The organism is Hymenobacter psychrophilus (assembly GCF_900107135.1).
Classification (GTDB): Bacteria; Bacteroidota; Bacteroidia; order Cytophagales; family Hymenobacteraceae; genus Hymenobacter; species Hymenobacter psychrophilus.
On sequence record NZ_FNOV01000003.1, the window covers coordinates 287,514 to 302,615 of the forward strand.

The window sequence follows — 15,102 nt, forward strand, 5'->3', positions numbered from 1 at the left end:
TCAGTTTCAGCAGTGGTTCTATTTACAGCAGCACCTTATCGGCCACCGGCACGCTCACCTTACCGCTCAGCTCGCGCAGGGCGGTGGCAATGCCGGCGGCGTCGAAGCCGCACTCCTTATAGAGCTCGTCCTGGGTGCCGTGCTCCACTACCCGGTCGGGGATGCCGAGGCGGCGGACGGGCAGGCTGTAGCCGTGGTCGACCATGAACTCGAGCACGGCCGCGCCGAAGCCGCCCTGCACGCAGCCGTCTTCCACCGTCACGATGGCGCGGTAGCGGCGGAAGATATTATGGAGCATTTCCTCATCCAGGGGCTTGCAGAAGCGCAGGTCGTAGTGGCCGGGGTTGAGGCCCTCGGTGCGGAGCTGCTCGGTGGCCTTGGCGGCGTAGTTGCCGATGTGGCCGATGCTGAGCACCGCCACGCCTTCGCCCTCGCGCACTACCCGGCCCGTGCCGATGGCAATTTTCTTCAGGGGCTTGCGCCACTCCGGCATCACGCCCTCGCCCCGCGGGTAGCGGATGCTGAAGGGCCCGGCATTTTCGGGCAGCGTAGCCGTGTACATCAGGTTACGCAACTCCTCCTCGTTCATGGGCGCCGAGACCACCATGTTCGGGATGCAGCGCATGTAGGCCAGATCGTAGCAGCCGTGGTGGGTGGGACCGTCGGCGCCGGCGAAACCGGCCCGGTCGAGGCAGAAGACCACGTGCAGGTTCTGCAGGGCCACGTCGTGGACCACCTGGTCGTAGGCCCGCTGCATGAAGGAGGAGTAGATGTTGCAGAACGGCACCAGCCCCTGGGTGGCCAGGCCGGCCGAGAAGGTCACGGCATGCTGCTCGGCAATGCCCACGTCGAAGGCGCGGTCGGGCATGGCCTTCATCATGATGTTGAGCGAGGAGCCCGACGGCATGGCCGGCGTCACGCCCATGATTTTGTCGTTGGCCTCGGCCAGCTCCACCAGCGTGTGCCCGAACACGTCCTGGTATTTGGGCGGCTGGGGCTTCTCGGGGACTTTCTTGTAAATCTCGCCCGTGATTTTGTCGAACAGGCCGGGGGCGTGCCAGAGGGTCTGGTCCTTTTCGGCCAAGGCGTAGCCCTTGCCCTTCACCGTCACGCAGTGCAGCAGCTTGGGGCCGGGAATGTTCTTGAGGTCGGCCAGGATGGTGGCCAGGTGCTGCACGTCGTGGCCATCCACGGGGCCGAAGTAGCGGAAGTTGAGGGCCTCGAACAGGTTGCCCTGCTTGAGCAGGGTGGCCTTCATGGCCTGCTCCACCCGGCGGGCAATCTGCTGGGGGTTGGGGCCGAACTTGCTGAGCTTGCCCAGCACGTTCCAGAGCTCGTCGCGCACCTTGTTGTAGGTGCGGGAGGTGGTAATGTCAGTGAGGTATTCCTTGAGCGCGCCCACGTTGGGGTCGATGCTCATGCAATTGTCGTTGAGGATGACCAGCAGGTTGGATTTCTCCACCCCGGCGTGGTTGAGTGCCTCAAAGGCCATGCCGGCCGTCATGGCCCCGTCGCCAATCACGGCAATGTGCTGGCGGTCGAACTCGCCCTTGTAATCGGAGGCCACGGCCATGCCCAGCGCCGCCCCGATGCTGGTGGAGCTGTGGCCCACCCCGAAGGCGTCGTACTCACTTTCGCTGCGCTTGGGGAAGCCCGACATGCCGTGGTAGCGGCGGTTAGACGGGAACCGGTCGCGGCGGCCGGTAAGGATTTTGTGCCCGTAGGCCTGGTGGCCCACGTCCCACACGAGCTGGTCGTAGGGCGTGTTGAACACGTAATGCAGCGCCACCGACAGCTCTACCACGCCCAGCGAAGCCCCGAAGTGGCCGCCGTAAATCGAAACCGAGTCAATGATGAATTGTCGGAGTTCCTGACTCACCTGCACCAACTGGTCGGGGCTGAGCTTTTTGAGGTCGTCGGGGGAGTTAATTTCCGCCAGCAGGGGCCCGGGTTCAACAATCATGCGCGCAGGGGTAGGAAACAAGGGGGTAAGTAGCGGGGCAACAGCCGGCCCGGCCTGAAAGTTATGCCCGGAGCCGACCCGGCATCGGGCAACGAGCAAAGTTACGGGTTTTCCGTTCCGGCAGATGAAGTGGGGAATGAATCCCTCCTTCCTCTCGCTCTGCCACCCAACCCCGTTCAACCCGCTACCTTTGCCCCATGCCCGAGCTCAGCAACGCCACCTCCTCCGAAGACCAGCAACTGCTCGACAAGCTCCGGCCCTCGCGGATTGTGCTGCCGGTGCTGATTGGCCTGAGCGTGGTAGGCTTCATGTTCTGGCGCAGCTACCAACCCGGCGACCTCGATGCGCTGGCCAATGCCAAGCCTGTGTGGCTGCTGGTGATGGTGCTGGTACTGCTGGCCCGCGACGCCGGCTATGTATACCGCATCCGCTACCTCACCCAGAAAGTACTCAGCTGGCGCGCTTCGCTCGATGTGATTATGCTCTGGGAATTCTCGTCCTGCATCCTGCCCTCGGCGGTGGGTGGCACAGCCGTAGCCCCGGTACTGCTGCACAAGGAGGGCATCCCGCTGGGCCGGTCGGTGGCCTATATCATGGCTACGGCCATGCTCGACAATATGTATTACGTGCTTATGGTGCCGCTCGTGGTCCTTATCGGGGGCGAGGCGCTGTACCCGCACGAGGCCCTGCACGGGGGGCTGATTGCCACGCTGCGCATCGGTTTCATTCTGAGCTACGTGTTCGTAACGGCCTACGCCCTGCTGATGGTGTACGCCATTTTCATCAACCCCCGGGCCGTGCGACGGCTGCTGGTGCGGCTGTTTTCGGCGCGGATGCTGCGGCGTTTCCGGGGCCGCGCCTACCAGCTGGGCCACGATTTGGTGCAGGCCTCGGCCGAATTGCGCGGCAACGGCCGCGCCTACTGGCTGCGGGCCTGCCTGAGCACGTTCTTCGTCTGGTCGGCCCGCTACTTGGTCATCGGCTGCCTCATTGGGGCCTTCGTGGACGTAGGCTGGACAGAGTTCTGGCTGATTTTCGGCCGCAACCTCACCTACAAAGTCATCCTGCTGATTGCCATTACACCCGGCGGCGCGGGCGTGGCCGAGGGCGCCTTCCCCACGTTTTTCGGCAAGTTTATCGGCACGGCCACCATGACCAACTTTATGGTGCTGCTCTACCGCATCACCACCTACTACCTCTACCTGGTGCTTGGGGCCGTGTTCCTGCCTCGCTGGATTACCCGCATCTACGGCAAGCAGGAAGCCCGGAAAACCATGCACTCGTAGCCAACGCCCCCGCAAAGGGTAAGTCGGGCGCTATGGCTGGGTAGCTTCCAGCGTCGGGGCTGGCTCGGCGGGCACGGGGCGGTGGTAGGTTTGCCAGAACTCGGGGCGGTAGGGCGTGTTATCGGCCTGCCAGATTTCAAAGCTCTTTATCCCGGGTTTGTCCTCATTAACCGGCCGGTCAGCCAGCGCGGTTGGCGGCAGCGGCTCGAAATATTCCTCGCAATACTTCTGTTCGTAGAAGGATGCCTTGCCCAGTATCCGCCCAATACTCAGGCCCTGGGCCACGCTGCTGGCCACATAGTAGCGGCCGTTGGCAGCCGGCTGGTAAGTAACTACGTGTGCCGTCCGGCTATCGGAATACACCTGGGGATAGAGCCGGGAAATTTGGTTTTTGCGGCCGTAATATTTGTGCGCGGTGGCATTGTGGCCCACCGTGTCGGCTTGCCAGAGCGCCTCGTAGCGAAGTACGGCGTAATCCTTTTCCCGTACATACACCTTGCCCGAGTAGCCCGCCTGCTGGTAGGTTCCGGTGCTGCGGAGCGTGGCCCGCTTCGCGGCGAAGCGGATAACATAACAGGTTTCGCCGTTGCGCTGCTCCACCGAGTCCAGCCGCAGCGCAAACTTACCCAGGGTTTTGGCTTTAAAAAGCGGGGAGATGCGCACCGGATCGGCCGAAGCCGTGAGGAACCCCTGGCCGCCCTCCAGTAAATCGAAAGGCCCCAAAGGCCGGGCCGATTGCACCACTACGCGCTTTTCCAGCACCTTATGCACCGGCTTGGGCCCCAGGTTCAAAAAGCCGCTCACGAACTTGCGGAAGCCTGCCGGCTCGAAAATGTGGCTGACATACTCCAGTTCGTGGCGCAGCGTATCGAAGTTGATGAGCCGGCGACGCGTGTACACCCGCGCCATATAGTCCTGCTGCTCGTAGTTTTTCTCCGCCGCCCGAATCACCTTTTGCATAATGCGCTTCGGATTCTGCGACTGGGCACTTACCCGCACATCGTTCAGGGCAAAGGTGGCCGGCGCGAGGCGCACCGTGGCAGCTCCGGCCGCGGCGGCTAACGTGGCCGGCTCGTAGCCGATGCTGCTTACCTGCACCAACTCGCCCCGACGGACGTCGAAGCGAAATTTTCCCTGAGCATCCGATACCGTCCCGGCGCTGCGGGCAGGCACGGCCACGGTGGCAAAGGGCACTGGCTGGCTGGTTTTGCGGTCGAGCACGATGCCGCTGAGCGCGAAGGCGGCCCCGCTGGCTCTGCCCGCCAGCGCCGGCTGCCGGGCCGGGTTCAGGGCTCCCGACTGTCGAGCCCCGGCCCCGGTGGCGGCCGACTCGGCGGCTACGGCCCCGGTTGCCGGGTCGGCTAGGTGCGCGGGGTTTATGATTTTCAAAAACAGAAAACCATCCACTACCTGGCTCCAGGGGCCGGTTAAAGGCTCATACTGGAAAGCGTAAGTGGTCAGTTGGCGATTGGGCGCGTCATGCTTCAGGCTCACGAAGCTGTAGTCCTGCCCCCGGCTCAGCAGTTCGGCTTCCATCGTGCCGGTAGCTGGCACCGGCACCGGCTTGTGGCCCCCCGAACGCAGGAAACCGTGGGTGCCATTGCCGGCCAGGGTTCCCAACACATACACCGCCTCTTCACCCAGCGCCGCCTTCACCGCCCGGCCCATGGGCTGGTAGCGCTGCATTTCGGCATTGTTGAGCACTTCTACCTTGTTGGCCAAGTGGGGCAGCGCACCCCAGCAAATCACTTTTTCCTGCTCATGCTGGCGCAGATACCAGAGCAGGTTGTCGGCCATCTGCGCATCGCGCGGGTTGCTGTGAATAGCTTTAAAGTCGGCCGAATCGATGGCACCGGGGTCGTTGGTGGCGTAATCGTGGACCATGGCTTGCAGGCTCCGTAGGTTCTGGAGCCAGAAAGCGGCCCGCACCCGGCGCTTTTGGTCGGCACCAGCCGCTACCTTTTCGAGCAGCTTGCGGGCTTTTCCGACCTGCATAGTAAAGAGCAGCGGTTGGTGGGAAGGCGGAAACCGAAACTGCTCCCCCATCGCGCTGATACACTCGTCGAGGTAATCATAGGCAATGGCATCGGCTCCTTTTTCGGGCCGCAGGAACGCCTTCAGCTCCTCTACCAGCTCCTCCTGATAGCCTCCGCTCAGCTGGTAGTCGAACCCGGCTACCCGCAAACCACCCTTACCCAGCAGCGACATAATCGGCTGGAATTCGCGGGTCGTCGTCCAGATGGGAAACACGCTGCCCTCAATGGCTTCGCGGGCCGCGGTGCCCACCTGTATTTCCCGCTGGGCCCGGTCCAGCTCGTAAAAGCCGCTTTCGAAAGCCACCGTGGTAAAGCCCATCTGCTCTTTCAGAAAGCGCATCAACCGGATTTTGGCCTCGAACACGTTGCCCTCGCCGTGGGTCGGCTCGCCCAGCATCACCACCCGTGCGCCCCCAATTTCCCGCCGCAGAAACTCCAGGTCCGTAAAGTCGGTGTCCGTGGGGTCGATGCTGCGGATAGTGTGGGTGGGCAGCGGCACCGGAGCAGTGGCAGCCGACGGGGCAGTTTGGGCCAGAGCGGGGCCGCTACCCAGCGCAACCAGCAGGAGGCCAAAAGCGGCCGATAAAGTTCGGTTCATAACTACCCGGATGCTGCGAGAAACTAAATTTCACAGCAAAGTAGTCAAACTATTTTCTGCTTTATAGCTAGTCAGCGGAGAAAGGGTGCAGGTAGAAACCAGAACGAAAAAACCCCTTCTACCGAAGCAGAAGGGGCTTTTTCTTAGCTTAATGGTTTTGCGCCGAAGGCTACTCGCCTTCCAGGTGCAGCTGCGAGCCGTCGGGGGCTTTCAGCGTCAGTTTGTCGTCAGTCAGGGTCACTACCGTGAAGGTATTTGACTGGCCGGCACCCTCGGGCATCATCATAATGGTTTGGGCAGCCTGATCGAAGGTGTATTTGCCGTTCATGGTCTGGGCACCCGAGCTCATGTTGTACTGGCCGTTGGCGTAGAAGGTCACGCGCTGGTCGTCCATGGCGTCGGTCTGCTTCATTTTATCGCCGGCGGCGGTGGTTTCTTTATCGGTTTTCCAGGTTTTGCTGTCTTTGCCGTAAAGCATGTTTACGCCTTCGACTTTACCTTCCTTGCTGCCGCAGGCGGCCGTAAAGAGTAGTACGAATACAAACAGGCCAGCTAACAGGCGCGAGGCGGAGGAAGTAAGAGATTTCATGATGGGAGAGAAAGAAATAGGTGAGGAATGGGCAAAAAAACGACCGATGCCGGCCGCCAGCAATGGGCCTCTTACGGTGGCGCTGCCCAAGATGTTCGGTGCCCGAGCCGATAGCAACCTGCCGAAACGCAGGGCACAACTTATTGCCTGACACGGCGTAAGAAGGGCCGGCGACCAAACTGCACCGTAGTAGCCGGGCGCTTTCTTTCTCCTCCACCTAACGCACTACCTATCATGGGACTCTTTGATTTTCTATCCGACAAAGGCGAAAAAAAACCGGTTGAACCCACTACGCCCCAGACCGGTGGCACCACCGACTTTTTCGGCAATACCGCCAACGCCGCCGACACTACGGCCGCCGGCGACACGTACACCGTAGTAAGTGGCGACTCGCTCTCGAAAATCGCTAAGAATCATTACGGCGACGCCAGCAAGTGGCACCAGATTTACGATGCCAACAAGGCCACTATCGGCTCCGACCCCGACAAAATTGAAGTAGGCCAAGTGCTGACTCTGCCCAAGGCCTAAGCCATCCGTTTCGCGGAAATATTCAAAAAAGCTACTCCCTCCGGAGTAGCTTTTTTCATGTCCGTCACAGCCGAACCGGTGGTACAAGAACTCTCTTCCGGCGCTTCGCCGCCCGCTTGAAGACGAATCACAAACCAGCCAAAGCAGCCATGCCAGACCATCCCTCCTTTAGCACCCAACCATATATCTCTATTTATCAGTACTATAAGCAAGTCTGTTAGTGGCAATCAGGTAATATAGAGCGAATGAAAATAATTCGTATTTCTCTTGCATTACAGAAAATTGCGGCTATACCTTTGCAACACCAACCCGGTACTACCCCGCTCGCGGCAGGGCAGTTTTCATAGGATTTATACAGAAGTGGCGAGAGCACAGGCTCCCTGACCCACTGGCAACCTTCGACCGCGCGAAAGGTGCCAATGCCTGCCCGACCAGCCCGACTTAACCGTCCGGCGGCGGGGCCTATAACCTCCAAGTCCCATGAGCCACTCCCGCGTTTTCGCCCCTGTTTCCCCCACCGCTCCGGCCGCCTTCGGGTTTGCCGCTTCGCCGTGGGCTTCTGGCGTTTTGGCTTCGGCCGTTACGACCCTACCGGCCGCTGTTCCGACCGCCGCCCAAATGCGAATGCGCGGCTGTTGCGGCACTTGTTGCGGCTGTTGCTAGCCTGAGAGCCTGAATCCGGCCCTTAGCGGCCTCCCCTACTCTTCCTGCCTTTTCTGCTTGCTCCGGCTCCGTCCCGGTGCGGCCTTTGCCAGTTGCTTTTGCGGATTTACGTGCGAAAACCGGCCACCAGTAAATAAAAAATCAACAATAAAAATCCAAAAAACCATGTCCAGCCTCCATTTCGAAACCCTGCAACTCCACGCCGGCCAGCAGCCCGACCCCGTTACCGGCTCACGGGCCGTGCCCATTCACCAGACTACCAGCTACGTGTTTAAGAATGCCGAACACGGGGCCAACCTATTTGCCCTCAAGGAATTCGGCAACATCTATACCCGCCTGATGAACCCCACGACCGATGTGTTCGAGCAGCGGGTGGCGGCGCTGGAAGGCGGCGTGGCGGCGCTGGCGGTGTCGTCGGGGCAGGCCGCGCAGTTCATCGCCCTCAACAACATCGTGCAGGCCGGCGACAACTTCATCAGCTCGACCCACCTCTACGGCGGCACCTACAACCAATTTAAGGTAGCCTTCAAGCGGTTGGGCATTGACGTTCGCTTTGCCAACGGCGACGAGCCGGCCGCTTTCGAAGCCCAGATTGACGCGCGCACCAAGGCTATTTACCTCGAAACCATCGGCAACCCCAGCTTCAGCATCCCCGATTTTGAGGCCATTGCCGCCATTGCCCGCAAGCACGACTTGCCGCTGGTGGTGGACAACACCTTCGGGGCGGGCGGCTACCTGTTCCGGCCCTTGGAGCACGGTGCCAACATTGTGGTGGAGTCGGCCACCAAATGGATTGGCGGCCACGGCACGAGCGTGGGCGGCGTGATTGTGGATGGCGGCACCTACGATTTCGGCAACGGCAAGTACCCGCAGTTTTCCGAGCCCTCCGAAGGTTACCAGGGCCTCGTGTTCAGCGACGTATTCGGCAAGAACGGGCCGTTTGGCAACATTGCCTTCATCATCCGGGCCCGGGTGGAGGGCCTGCGCGACTTTGGTCCTTCGCAGAGTCCGTTCAACTCCTTCCTGCTGCTGCAGGGCCTCGAAACGCTGAGTTTGCGGGTGGAGCGCACGGTGGAAAACGCGTTGCGCATTGCCACCTGGCTGGAGCAGCACCCCCAGGTAGAGGCCGTGAACTACCCCGGCCTGCCCTCCAGCGCCTACCACCAGCTGGCCCGCAAATACCTCAAGCGCGGCTACGGCGGCGTACTCACCTTCGCCCTCAAAGGCAGCAAGCACTCGGCCACGCAATTCATCGACAGCCTGAAGCTGATAAGCCACTTGGCCAACGTCGGCGACGCTAAAACGCTCATCATCCAGCCCGCCGCCACCACCCACCAGCAGCTTTCCGAAGAGGCCCAAAAAGCCGCCGGCGTAACGCCCACGCTGCTGCGCCTCTCGGTCGGCATTGAGCATTTCGACGACATCCAAGCCGATTTACAGCAGGCCTTCGATGCCGTAAAAAATGCCGCCACGCCCGATACTATTCAGGATGAGCCGTTGCCCGAGCCGGTAGCCGAGCACGAGCAGCCGCTGGAGGTGTAAGTTTTTTGAGCTGTTAGCTATTCGCTTTTAGCTGATAGCCTTTTCAAAAATAAAGCTGACAGCTAGCAGCTGACAGCTAAAAGCTAAAAAAATGCCCACCCATCAATTCCAACTCCCACAGCCCCTGCCGCTCGAAAACGGCGTTCGGCTGGCCCACCCGGAAGTTGCCTACCAGACCTGGGGGCAGCTGAATGCCGCCCGCGACAATGTAGTTTGGGTGTGCCACGCCCTGACGGCCAACGCCGACGTGGCCGACTGGTGGCCCGGGCTGGTGGGGCCGGGCCGGTATTTCGACCCGGCCGACTGGTTTATCGTGTGCGCCAACGTGCTGGGCTCCTGCTACGGCAGCACCGGCCCGCTCACCCCCAACCCTATTACCGGCCGGGCTACTTTCCAAGAGTTTCCGCTGCTGACTATTCGCGACATGGTAGCGGCCCACGAGGCGCTACGGGCGGAGCTGGGGCTGGCGCGGGTGCACACGCTGATTGGTGGTTCGCTGGGCGGGCAGCAGGCGGTGGAGTGGGCGGTGCAGCAGCCGCAGGTGTTCGAAAACCTGGTGCTGCTGGCCACCAACGCCCGGCATTCGGCCTGGGGCATTGCCTTCAACGAGGCGCAGCGGCTGGCCATTTTTGCCGATGCTACCTTCCAGCAGAACAGCCCGGCCGGGGGCGCGGCCGGGCTGCAGGCGGCCCGCGCCGTGGCCCTGCTCAGCTACCGCAGCTACCAGGCCTACGACCGTACCCAAACCGAGCCGACCGACGAGCCGCTCACCAATTTCCGGGCCGCCGCCTACCAGCGCTACCAGGGCGACAAGCTTGCGGCCCGCTTCGATGCCTACAGCTACGTGACGCTGACCCGCGCCATGGACAGCCACCATGTGGGCCGCGGCCGGGGCGGAGTAGCGGCGGCACTAAGCCGGGTGCGGGCCCGCACGCTGGTTATCGGCATCACCTCCGACGGCCTGTTTCCGGTGACTGAGCAGCTGCTGCTGGCCCGCCACGTTCCGGGGGCCATGTACGCCGAAATGGACTCCGCCTACGGCCACGATGGCTTCCTGCTGGAAGCCGCTCAAATCACCCATTTCCTCGAACGGTTTCACTCCCTGACTTATGCCCACTGACGTTGTTTCCGCCGCTGCTCCCGCTCCCATTGCCCCTGCTCATCCCTGGCGCATCGGCCTCATTGGTTTCGGCTGCGTGGGCCAGGGCCTCTACGATATCCTGCAGCAGCATCCGGCCAGCGGTTTCGTTATCAGCCGCATCGTGGTAAAGAGCCCCCGTAAAGCCCGCCCACTCCCGGCTGAACGGTTCGAGTTCGATGCCGACGCGCTGCTGGCCGACGATTCGCTCGACGTGCTGGTGGAAGTAATTGACGATGCCGACGCGGCCTTTATCCTGGTGGCCGCGGCCCTGCGCCGGGGCCGCCGAGTGGTAACGGCCAACAAGGCCATGCTGGCCCGCCACCTGCCTGCCTTAATAGAGTTGCAGCGTGCCCGCGGCGGTACGCTGCTGTATGAGGCGGCCGTGGGCGGCAGTATTCCGGTCATCCGCACGCTCGATGCCTACTTCGGCACGGAACCCCTGCGGCGGCTGACGGGCATCCTCAACGGCTCCTCCAACTACGTGCTTACGCGGATGGGTGAAGACGGCACCGATTACGGCCCGGCCCTGGCCCAGGCCCAGCAGTTGGGCTTCGCCGAAACCGACCCCGGCCTCGATATGGGCGCTTTCGATCCGCGCTCCAAGGCCGTGCTGCTGGCCGCCCACGCCTATGGCCTGTTCCTGGCGCCCGAGCAAATCCTCAACGTAGGCATCGAAAGTATTACTGCTACCGACATTGCCTTTGCCGCCAGCCAGGGCCAGAAAATAAAGGTAGTGGCCGGCCTGCAGCGTCTACCCGACGGTCGCGTTACGGCCCTGGTGACCCCGCAGCTGGTGGGGCCCGGGTCGCCGCTGTTTGGGGTCGATGAGGAGTTCAACGGGGTAGTAATTGAGGCTGACTTCGCGGGCGAGCAGTTTCTGCGAGGCCGCGGGGCCGGCGGGCACCCCACGGGCTCGGCCGTGCTGGCCGATCTGGCCGCTTTGCGCCAGGGCTTCGCCTACCACTACGCTAAAACCACCGACCCACCCATGCCACCGACCTGGAAATCGAAATCTACCTGCGCACCGATGAGCCCCGCCTCATTGATATACTCGATTTCAGCGAGGTGTCGGAAGAAGCAGATGAGGACGGTTACGTTGTCGGTTACGTAGCGCTGGCCCACCTCATCACTCACCGCGACCTGTTGCGCGAGTACGGTGCGTTCATCATGCGCACTGGACAGCTCCGGCCCATCGGCGAACCTGCTCCGGTTCTGGAAAAGGATGAGCCTGGGAGTTGGTAGGCACGAAAAGAGGTAGAAACACAATAGTTACTCCGGTGGCTCGGTTGCTCCAGTTGCGGCCGGCAGCACGGCGGGCAGAGGTTGCTCAGTACGCGGCAGCCTATTCTCCAGCGCCGTTTTCGTATCCTCGGCCAACATCGTAGATAAGGCCAACTGCACCCGGCGCGGCAGCAACGCGGCCGTTGCCACACCGGCGCGGCGCGGGTTAAGGGCGGCGGCCAGCAGCGGCCCGGGCGCACCAGCCCCGAGCAGGGGGCGCAGGAAGTCGCGCATGGGTACGAATACCGAATCGAGGTAAGTAGGCTCGAAGGAGTAGGGCACGTGGCCGGCACCGCGCAGGGGCCGCAGTACGTTGGGCACCCCCACAGCCTGCGCGCGGCGGCGCAGCACCGCGCTGCCCGCCACTACCTGGGCGGGTAGCGGGCCGCCAATCAGGCCCCGGTTGTAGGGCACAATTCCGTCGCGGGTGCCCTGAATGCTGAGCAGCGGCACGTCGCCGGCCTGCAGCCAGCCGGCCTGGGCCAGCGCCCCGCACAGGTTGATGACGCCCCGCGGGCGGCTGCTGTAGCCAGCATAGCCGCCGCTGCCTTCGAGGCCTCCGAGCGCCGCCAGGTTCAGGTAGGCAGGTACTTCGGCGGCTTTATCGAGGTAGGCCGTTTGCAGCGCCATAAAGGCCCCGGCCGAAGAGCCACCCACAAAAATATAGCGGCCATCTACCTTGAACTGCCGGGCCTTGGCAGCATCGTGGCGGAAGAAGCGCACGGCGGCGCGCATGTCCTGGGTGGCCCGGATGGCGGCCCGGCCAATGCCCACGCTGTCGAAGGGGAAGAACAGCAGCCGGTAGTCGATGCTGGCGGCCGTGTAGCCGAGCCGGGCCAGGCGGGTGCACAGCTCCGTCATCACCACATCGTCGCGGGTGCCGGTTACGAAGGCGCCCTCGTGGGCCAGCAGTACCAGCGGCCGGCGGCGCACGGTGTCGCCACTGGGCTCGTAGAAATCGAGGTACAACGGCTGGGTCTGGCCCAGCAGGCCGCTAACCTGGGCGAATTCGACGTTGCGCCGCACCTTTACCTGAGCGAACAGCGGGCGGTGGTAGCGGCCTTTGGTTGTGTCGGGCGGGGCGGGCTGGGCTTGCAGAGCCGGAGTCGCGAGGCCAATCGTCAGGAAGAGAAGCAGTAGAAAACGCACGGTTTAGTAACGAAGGATAGTAGGAAAGAGGTGCCGTTTGAGTTGTCGGTTATCAACGGACAGCTACTTTTGACCCATGTCTACTCTTGCTCCGCCCCCACTGCGCCCCGCCGACCAGGTGGCCATTGTCTGCCCGGCCCGGGCAGCTTCGCACACCGAGCTGGCCGCGGCCGTGGCCACGCTCGAAGGCTGGGGCCTGCGCGTGCGGCTGGGCGCGAGCACCAACATCAGCCAGCACCAGTTCGGCGGCGCCGACGAAGTGCGCCAGCGCGACCTGCAGCAGCAGCTCGACGACCCCGAAATCCGGGCTGTTTTCTGCGCCCGCGGCGGCTATGGCACCACCCGCATCATCGACGGACTAGACTTTGCGCGCTTCGCTGAAGCGCCCAAATGGGTGGCCGGTTTTTCCGATATCACCACCCTCAACTGCCACCTGCTGGCCCGCGGCTTCCAGAGCATTCACGGCGTAATGCCGCTGTTATTCAACCAGGAAGGCGGGGCTGAATCATTGGAAAGCCTGCGGCGGGCGCTGTTTGGCGAAGAGTTGGCCTACGGGGTGCCGGCGCACCCGCTCAACCGGCCTGGCACGGCCACGGGCGAGCTGGTAGGCGGCAACCTGAGCATTCTGCAAACCCTCACCGGCACCGCCTCCGACACCGATACGCGCGGACGCATCCTGTTTCTGGAAGACATTGACGAGTACTGCTATGCCATCGACCGGATGCTGGTACACCTCGACCGCACCGGCAAGCTGGCCGGGCTGGCCGGGCTGGTGGTGGGCCACTTCACCAATCCCCAGGACAACGCCATTCCCTTCGGCCTTGCCCCCAACGAAATCATCCACCATTACGCCGCCCGCTACCAGTTTCCGGTGGCCCACGGCTTTCCCGTCGGCCACGAGCCGCAGAATATGGCCTTGATAGTGGGCCAGCTGGTGCGGCTGACGGTGGACGAGGGGGGCACGCGGCTGATGACGGTGTAGCTGGAGCCCGGCCGTCAGTTCAGACCAGGAAACGACGTGCGCTGGCCTAGGCGCTACCCTTCAGCAGCTCCGGCAGGCCTTCCTTATCAAACAGAATCCGGCCGATTTTCAGGCTCGACCAGCCGGGTTGGAGGCGGTAAGAAAACACCGGCCGGCCCTCCCGGAGGCGACATTCTATGCAGAAGGTGCGGCGGCCAGGCTGGGCGGGCAGCTGGCTTTCGAGCTGGAGCAGGTGGGTGGAAATCAGAAAGCACGAGTGCGGGAAGGCGGCCAGTCCGGCCACGGTAGCGCGGGTAATGTCGAGGGCATCGTCCACGTTGGTGCCCCGAAACAGCTCGTCGAACACCGCAAACACACGGTCCGGTCCCTGCGCAGCTTCCAGCACGGCCTTCAGATTGCGGATTTCGGCCAGAAAATGGCTGTAGCCGCCGCTGAGGCTGTCGGCGAGGTTGATGGCCACGACGATGGACGAGTAGAACGGCAGCCGGGCCACGGCGGCCGGCACGCCCAGGCCCGCGTGGGCCAGGTACACGCACAGCCCCAGGGCCTTGAGCAGGGTCGATTTGCCCGACATGTTCGGCCCCGTCAGCAGCAGCACATTATCGTTGGGGTCGAGGTCGAGCGTGTTTTTCACCGGGGACGCCAGCAGCGGGTGGTAGAAACCGGCCAGGTGCAGGCCGGCGGGCTGAAACTCGGGAAACACGAAGCCCTGCTGCCACAGCCCCTTTGCCACCGACCAGCAGGCTTCCAGCCAGAAAAAGGCGGCCCAGAACGCGGCCAGTTCCTGCTCATCAACGGCGTGCAGCTGGCGGGCGAAATCTACCATCCGGCCCGCCGAAAACTGGTCCTGAGTAATAGCTTCGGCGGCCGAGCTCAGGCTGAAGCGTTCCAGAAACCGAGTAATGGTGGCGAGGCGGACGCGGGCGAAAGGCGGAAAATCGGTGGGGTTTAGGCGGCGGAAGTAGTGATGCTCCAGCCGGTGCAGAAACGCTATGGCCTGCACATAGCGGGCGCGGGTGCGGTAGCGCGCTTCCTCCGACACCAGCAGCCGCGCCGCCAGCCGCACCCGGTTGGTTTCCAGCACCAGCTGCCCGCTCACCACTTCGTGCAGAAACCGCTGCACCTCGGCCAGCTGGATGCGGGAGTAGCTGAACTCGCCGATGGCATCCCACTGCGCCAGCAGCGCCCGAAACACGGCCTGCTTCTGCGTCACCAGCTCCGCGCTGGGTGGCAGCTCCCGCAGCAGTTGGCGCACTGCCGTTTCTGCTTCGTGGCAGTAGGTAAAATTGAACAGCGGCAGGATGTCGGCATCAAGCCGCAGGTCATCAACGAGAAGCATATTGT

The 15,102-nt window shown here is 62.7% G+C and carries 12 protein-coding genes and 1 riboswitch; of the genes, 7 read left to right on the forward strand and 5 right to left on the reverse strand.

The genetic code is table 11. The annotated features are described in order from the left end of the window. Positions 1–22 precede the first annotated feature (22 nt). Positions 23–1,963, reverse strand: coding sequence for a 1-deoxy-D-xylulose-5-phosphate synthase (gene dxs, locus BLW21_RS06245; protein WP_092738588.1), 1,941 nt, complete (start codon positions 1,961–1,963; stop codon positions 23–25). 197 nt (positions 1,964–2,160) lie between these two features. On the opposite strand from dxs, the gene BLW21_RS06250 reads away from it, so the two are divergent. After that, a complete protein-coding gene (locus tag BLW21_RS06250; RefSeq protein WP_092738589.1) occupies positions 2,161–3,249 on the forward strand; it encodes a lysylphosphatidylglycerol synthase transmembrane domain-containing protein in 1,089 nt (362 codons plus the stop codon). A gap of 30 nt (positions 3,250–3,279) precedes the next feature. On the opposite strand, the gene BLW21_RS06255 is transcribed toward BLW21_RS06250, so the two are convergent. Together BLW21_RS06255 and BLW21_RS06260 are read right to left on the reverse strand one after the other, a co-directional pair. Then, complete coding sequence (locus tag BLW21_RS06255; RefSeq protein WP_092738590.1) at positions 3,280–5,883, reverse strand: erythromycin esterase family protein; 2,604 nt, start codon at positions 5,881–5,883, stop codon at positions 3,280–3,282. A gap of 169 nt (positions 5,884–6,052) precedes the next feature. Beyond that, positions 6,053–6,472 carry a hypothetical protein gene (locus tag BLW21_RS06260; protein ID WP_092738591.1) on the reverse strand — a complete coding sequence of 140 codons (420 nt, stop codon included), beginning with the start codon at positions 6,470–6,472 and terminating at the stop codon, positions 6,053–6,055. A 234-nt stretch (positions 6,473–6,706) separates the two neighbouring features. Here BLW21_RS06260 and BLW21_RS06265 point away from each other — a divergent pair, with 234 nt between their 5' ends. From BLW21_RS06265 to BLW21_RS21460, 5 genes are all read left to right on the forward strand, one after another. Continuing rightward, on the forward strand, positions 6,707–7,000 hold the full coding sequence (locus BLW21_RS06265; RefSeq protein ID WP_092738592.1) for a LysM peptidoglycan-binding domain-containing protein: 294 nt from the start codon (positions 6,707–6,709) through the stop codon (positions 6,998–7,000). Between the two features lie 347 nt (positions 7,001–7,347). Further along, positions 7,348–7,471, forward strand: a riboswitch (SAM riboswitch). Between the two features lie 357 nt (positions 7,472–7,828). After that, a complete protein-coding gene (locus tag BLW21_RS06270) occupies positions 7,829–9,205 on the forward strand; it encodes an O-acetylhomoserine aminocarboxypropyltransferase/cysteine synthase family protein (RefSeq protein WP_092738593.1) in 1,377 nt (458 codons plus the stop codon). 91 nt (positions 9,206–9,296) lie between these two features. Next, positions 9,297–10,325, forward strand: coding sequence for a homoserine O-acetyltransferase MetX (gene metX, locus BLW21_RS06275; protein ID WP_092738594.1), 1,029 nt, complete (start codon positions 9,297–9,299; stop codon positions 10,323–10,325). Next, a complete protein-coding gene (locus BLW21_RS06280; protein WP_092738595.1) occupies positions 10,315–11,457 on the forward strand; it encodes a homoserine dehydrogenase in 1,143 nt (380 codons plus the stop codon). Before metX ends, BLW21_RS06280 begins: the two co-directional genes overlap by 11 nt. Next, the gene (locus BLW21_RS21460; protein ID WP_175470875.1) at positions 11,412–11,588 is read left to right on the forward strand and encodes a hypothetical protein; all 177 of its coding nucleotides are present in this window, start codon (positions 11,412–11,414) and stop codon (positions 11,586–11,588) included. Before BLW21_RS06280 ends, BLW21_RS21460 begins: the two co-directional genes overlap by 46 nt. 27 nt (positions 11,589–11,615) lie before the next feature. Here BLW21_RS21460 and BLW21_RS06285 read toward each other — a convergent pair whose 3' ends face one another. Beyond that, positions 11,616–12,776 (reverse strand): alpha/beta hydrolase, encoded by a 1,161-nt coding sequence (locus tag BLW21_RS06285; protein WP_092738596.1) that lies wholly within the window; start codon positions 12,774–12,776, stop codon positions 11,616–11,618. A 76-nt stretch (positions 12,777–12,852) separates the two neighbouring features. Between BLW21_RS06285 and BLW21_RS06290 the strand changes: the two genes are divergently transcribed. Beyond that, the gene (locus tag BLW21_RS06290; protein WP_092738597.1) at positions 12,853–13,758 is read left to right on the forward strand and encodes a S66 peptidase family protein; all 906 of its coding nucleotides are present in this window, start codon (positions 12,853–12,855) and stop codon (positions 13,756–13,758) included. A 46-nt stretch (positions 13,759–13,804) separates the two neighbouring features. Here the strand turns inward: BLW21_RS06290 and BLW21_RS06295 are convergent, their stop codons facing one another. After that, complete coding sequence (locus BLW21_RS06295) at positions 13,805–15,097, reverse strand: MutS-related protein (protein WP_139255105.1); 1,293 nt, start codon at positions 15,095–15,097, stop codon at positions 13,805–13,807. Between the last annotated feature and the right edge of the window lie 5 nt (positions 15,098–15,102).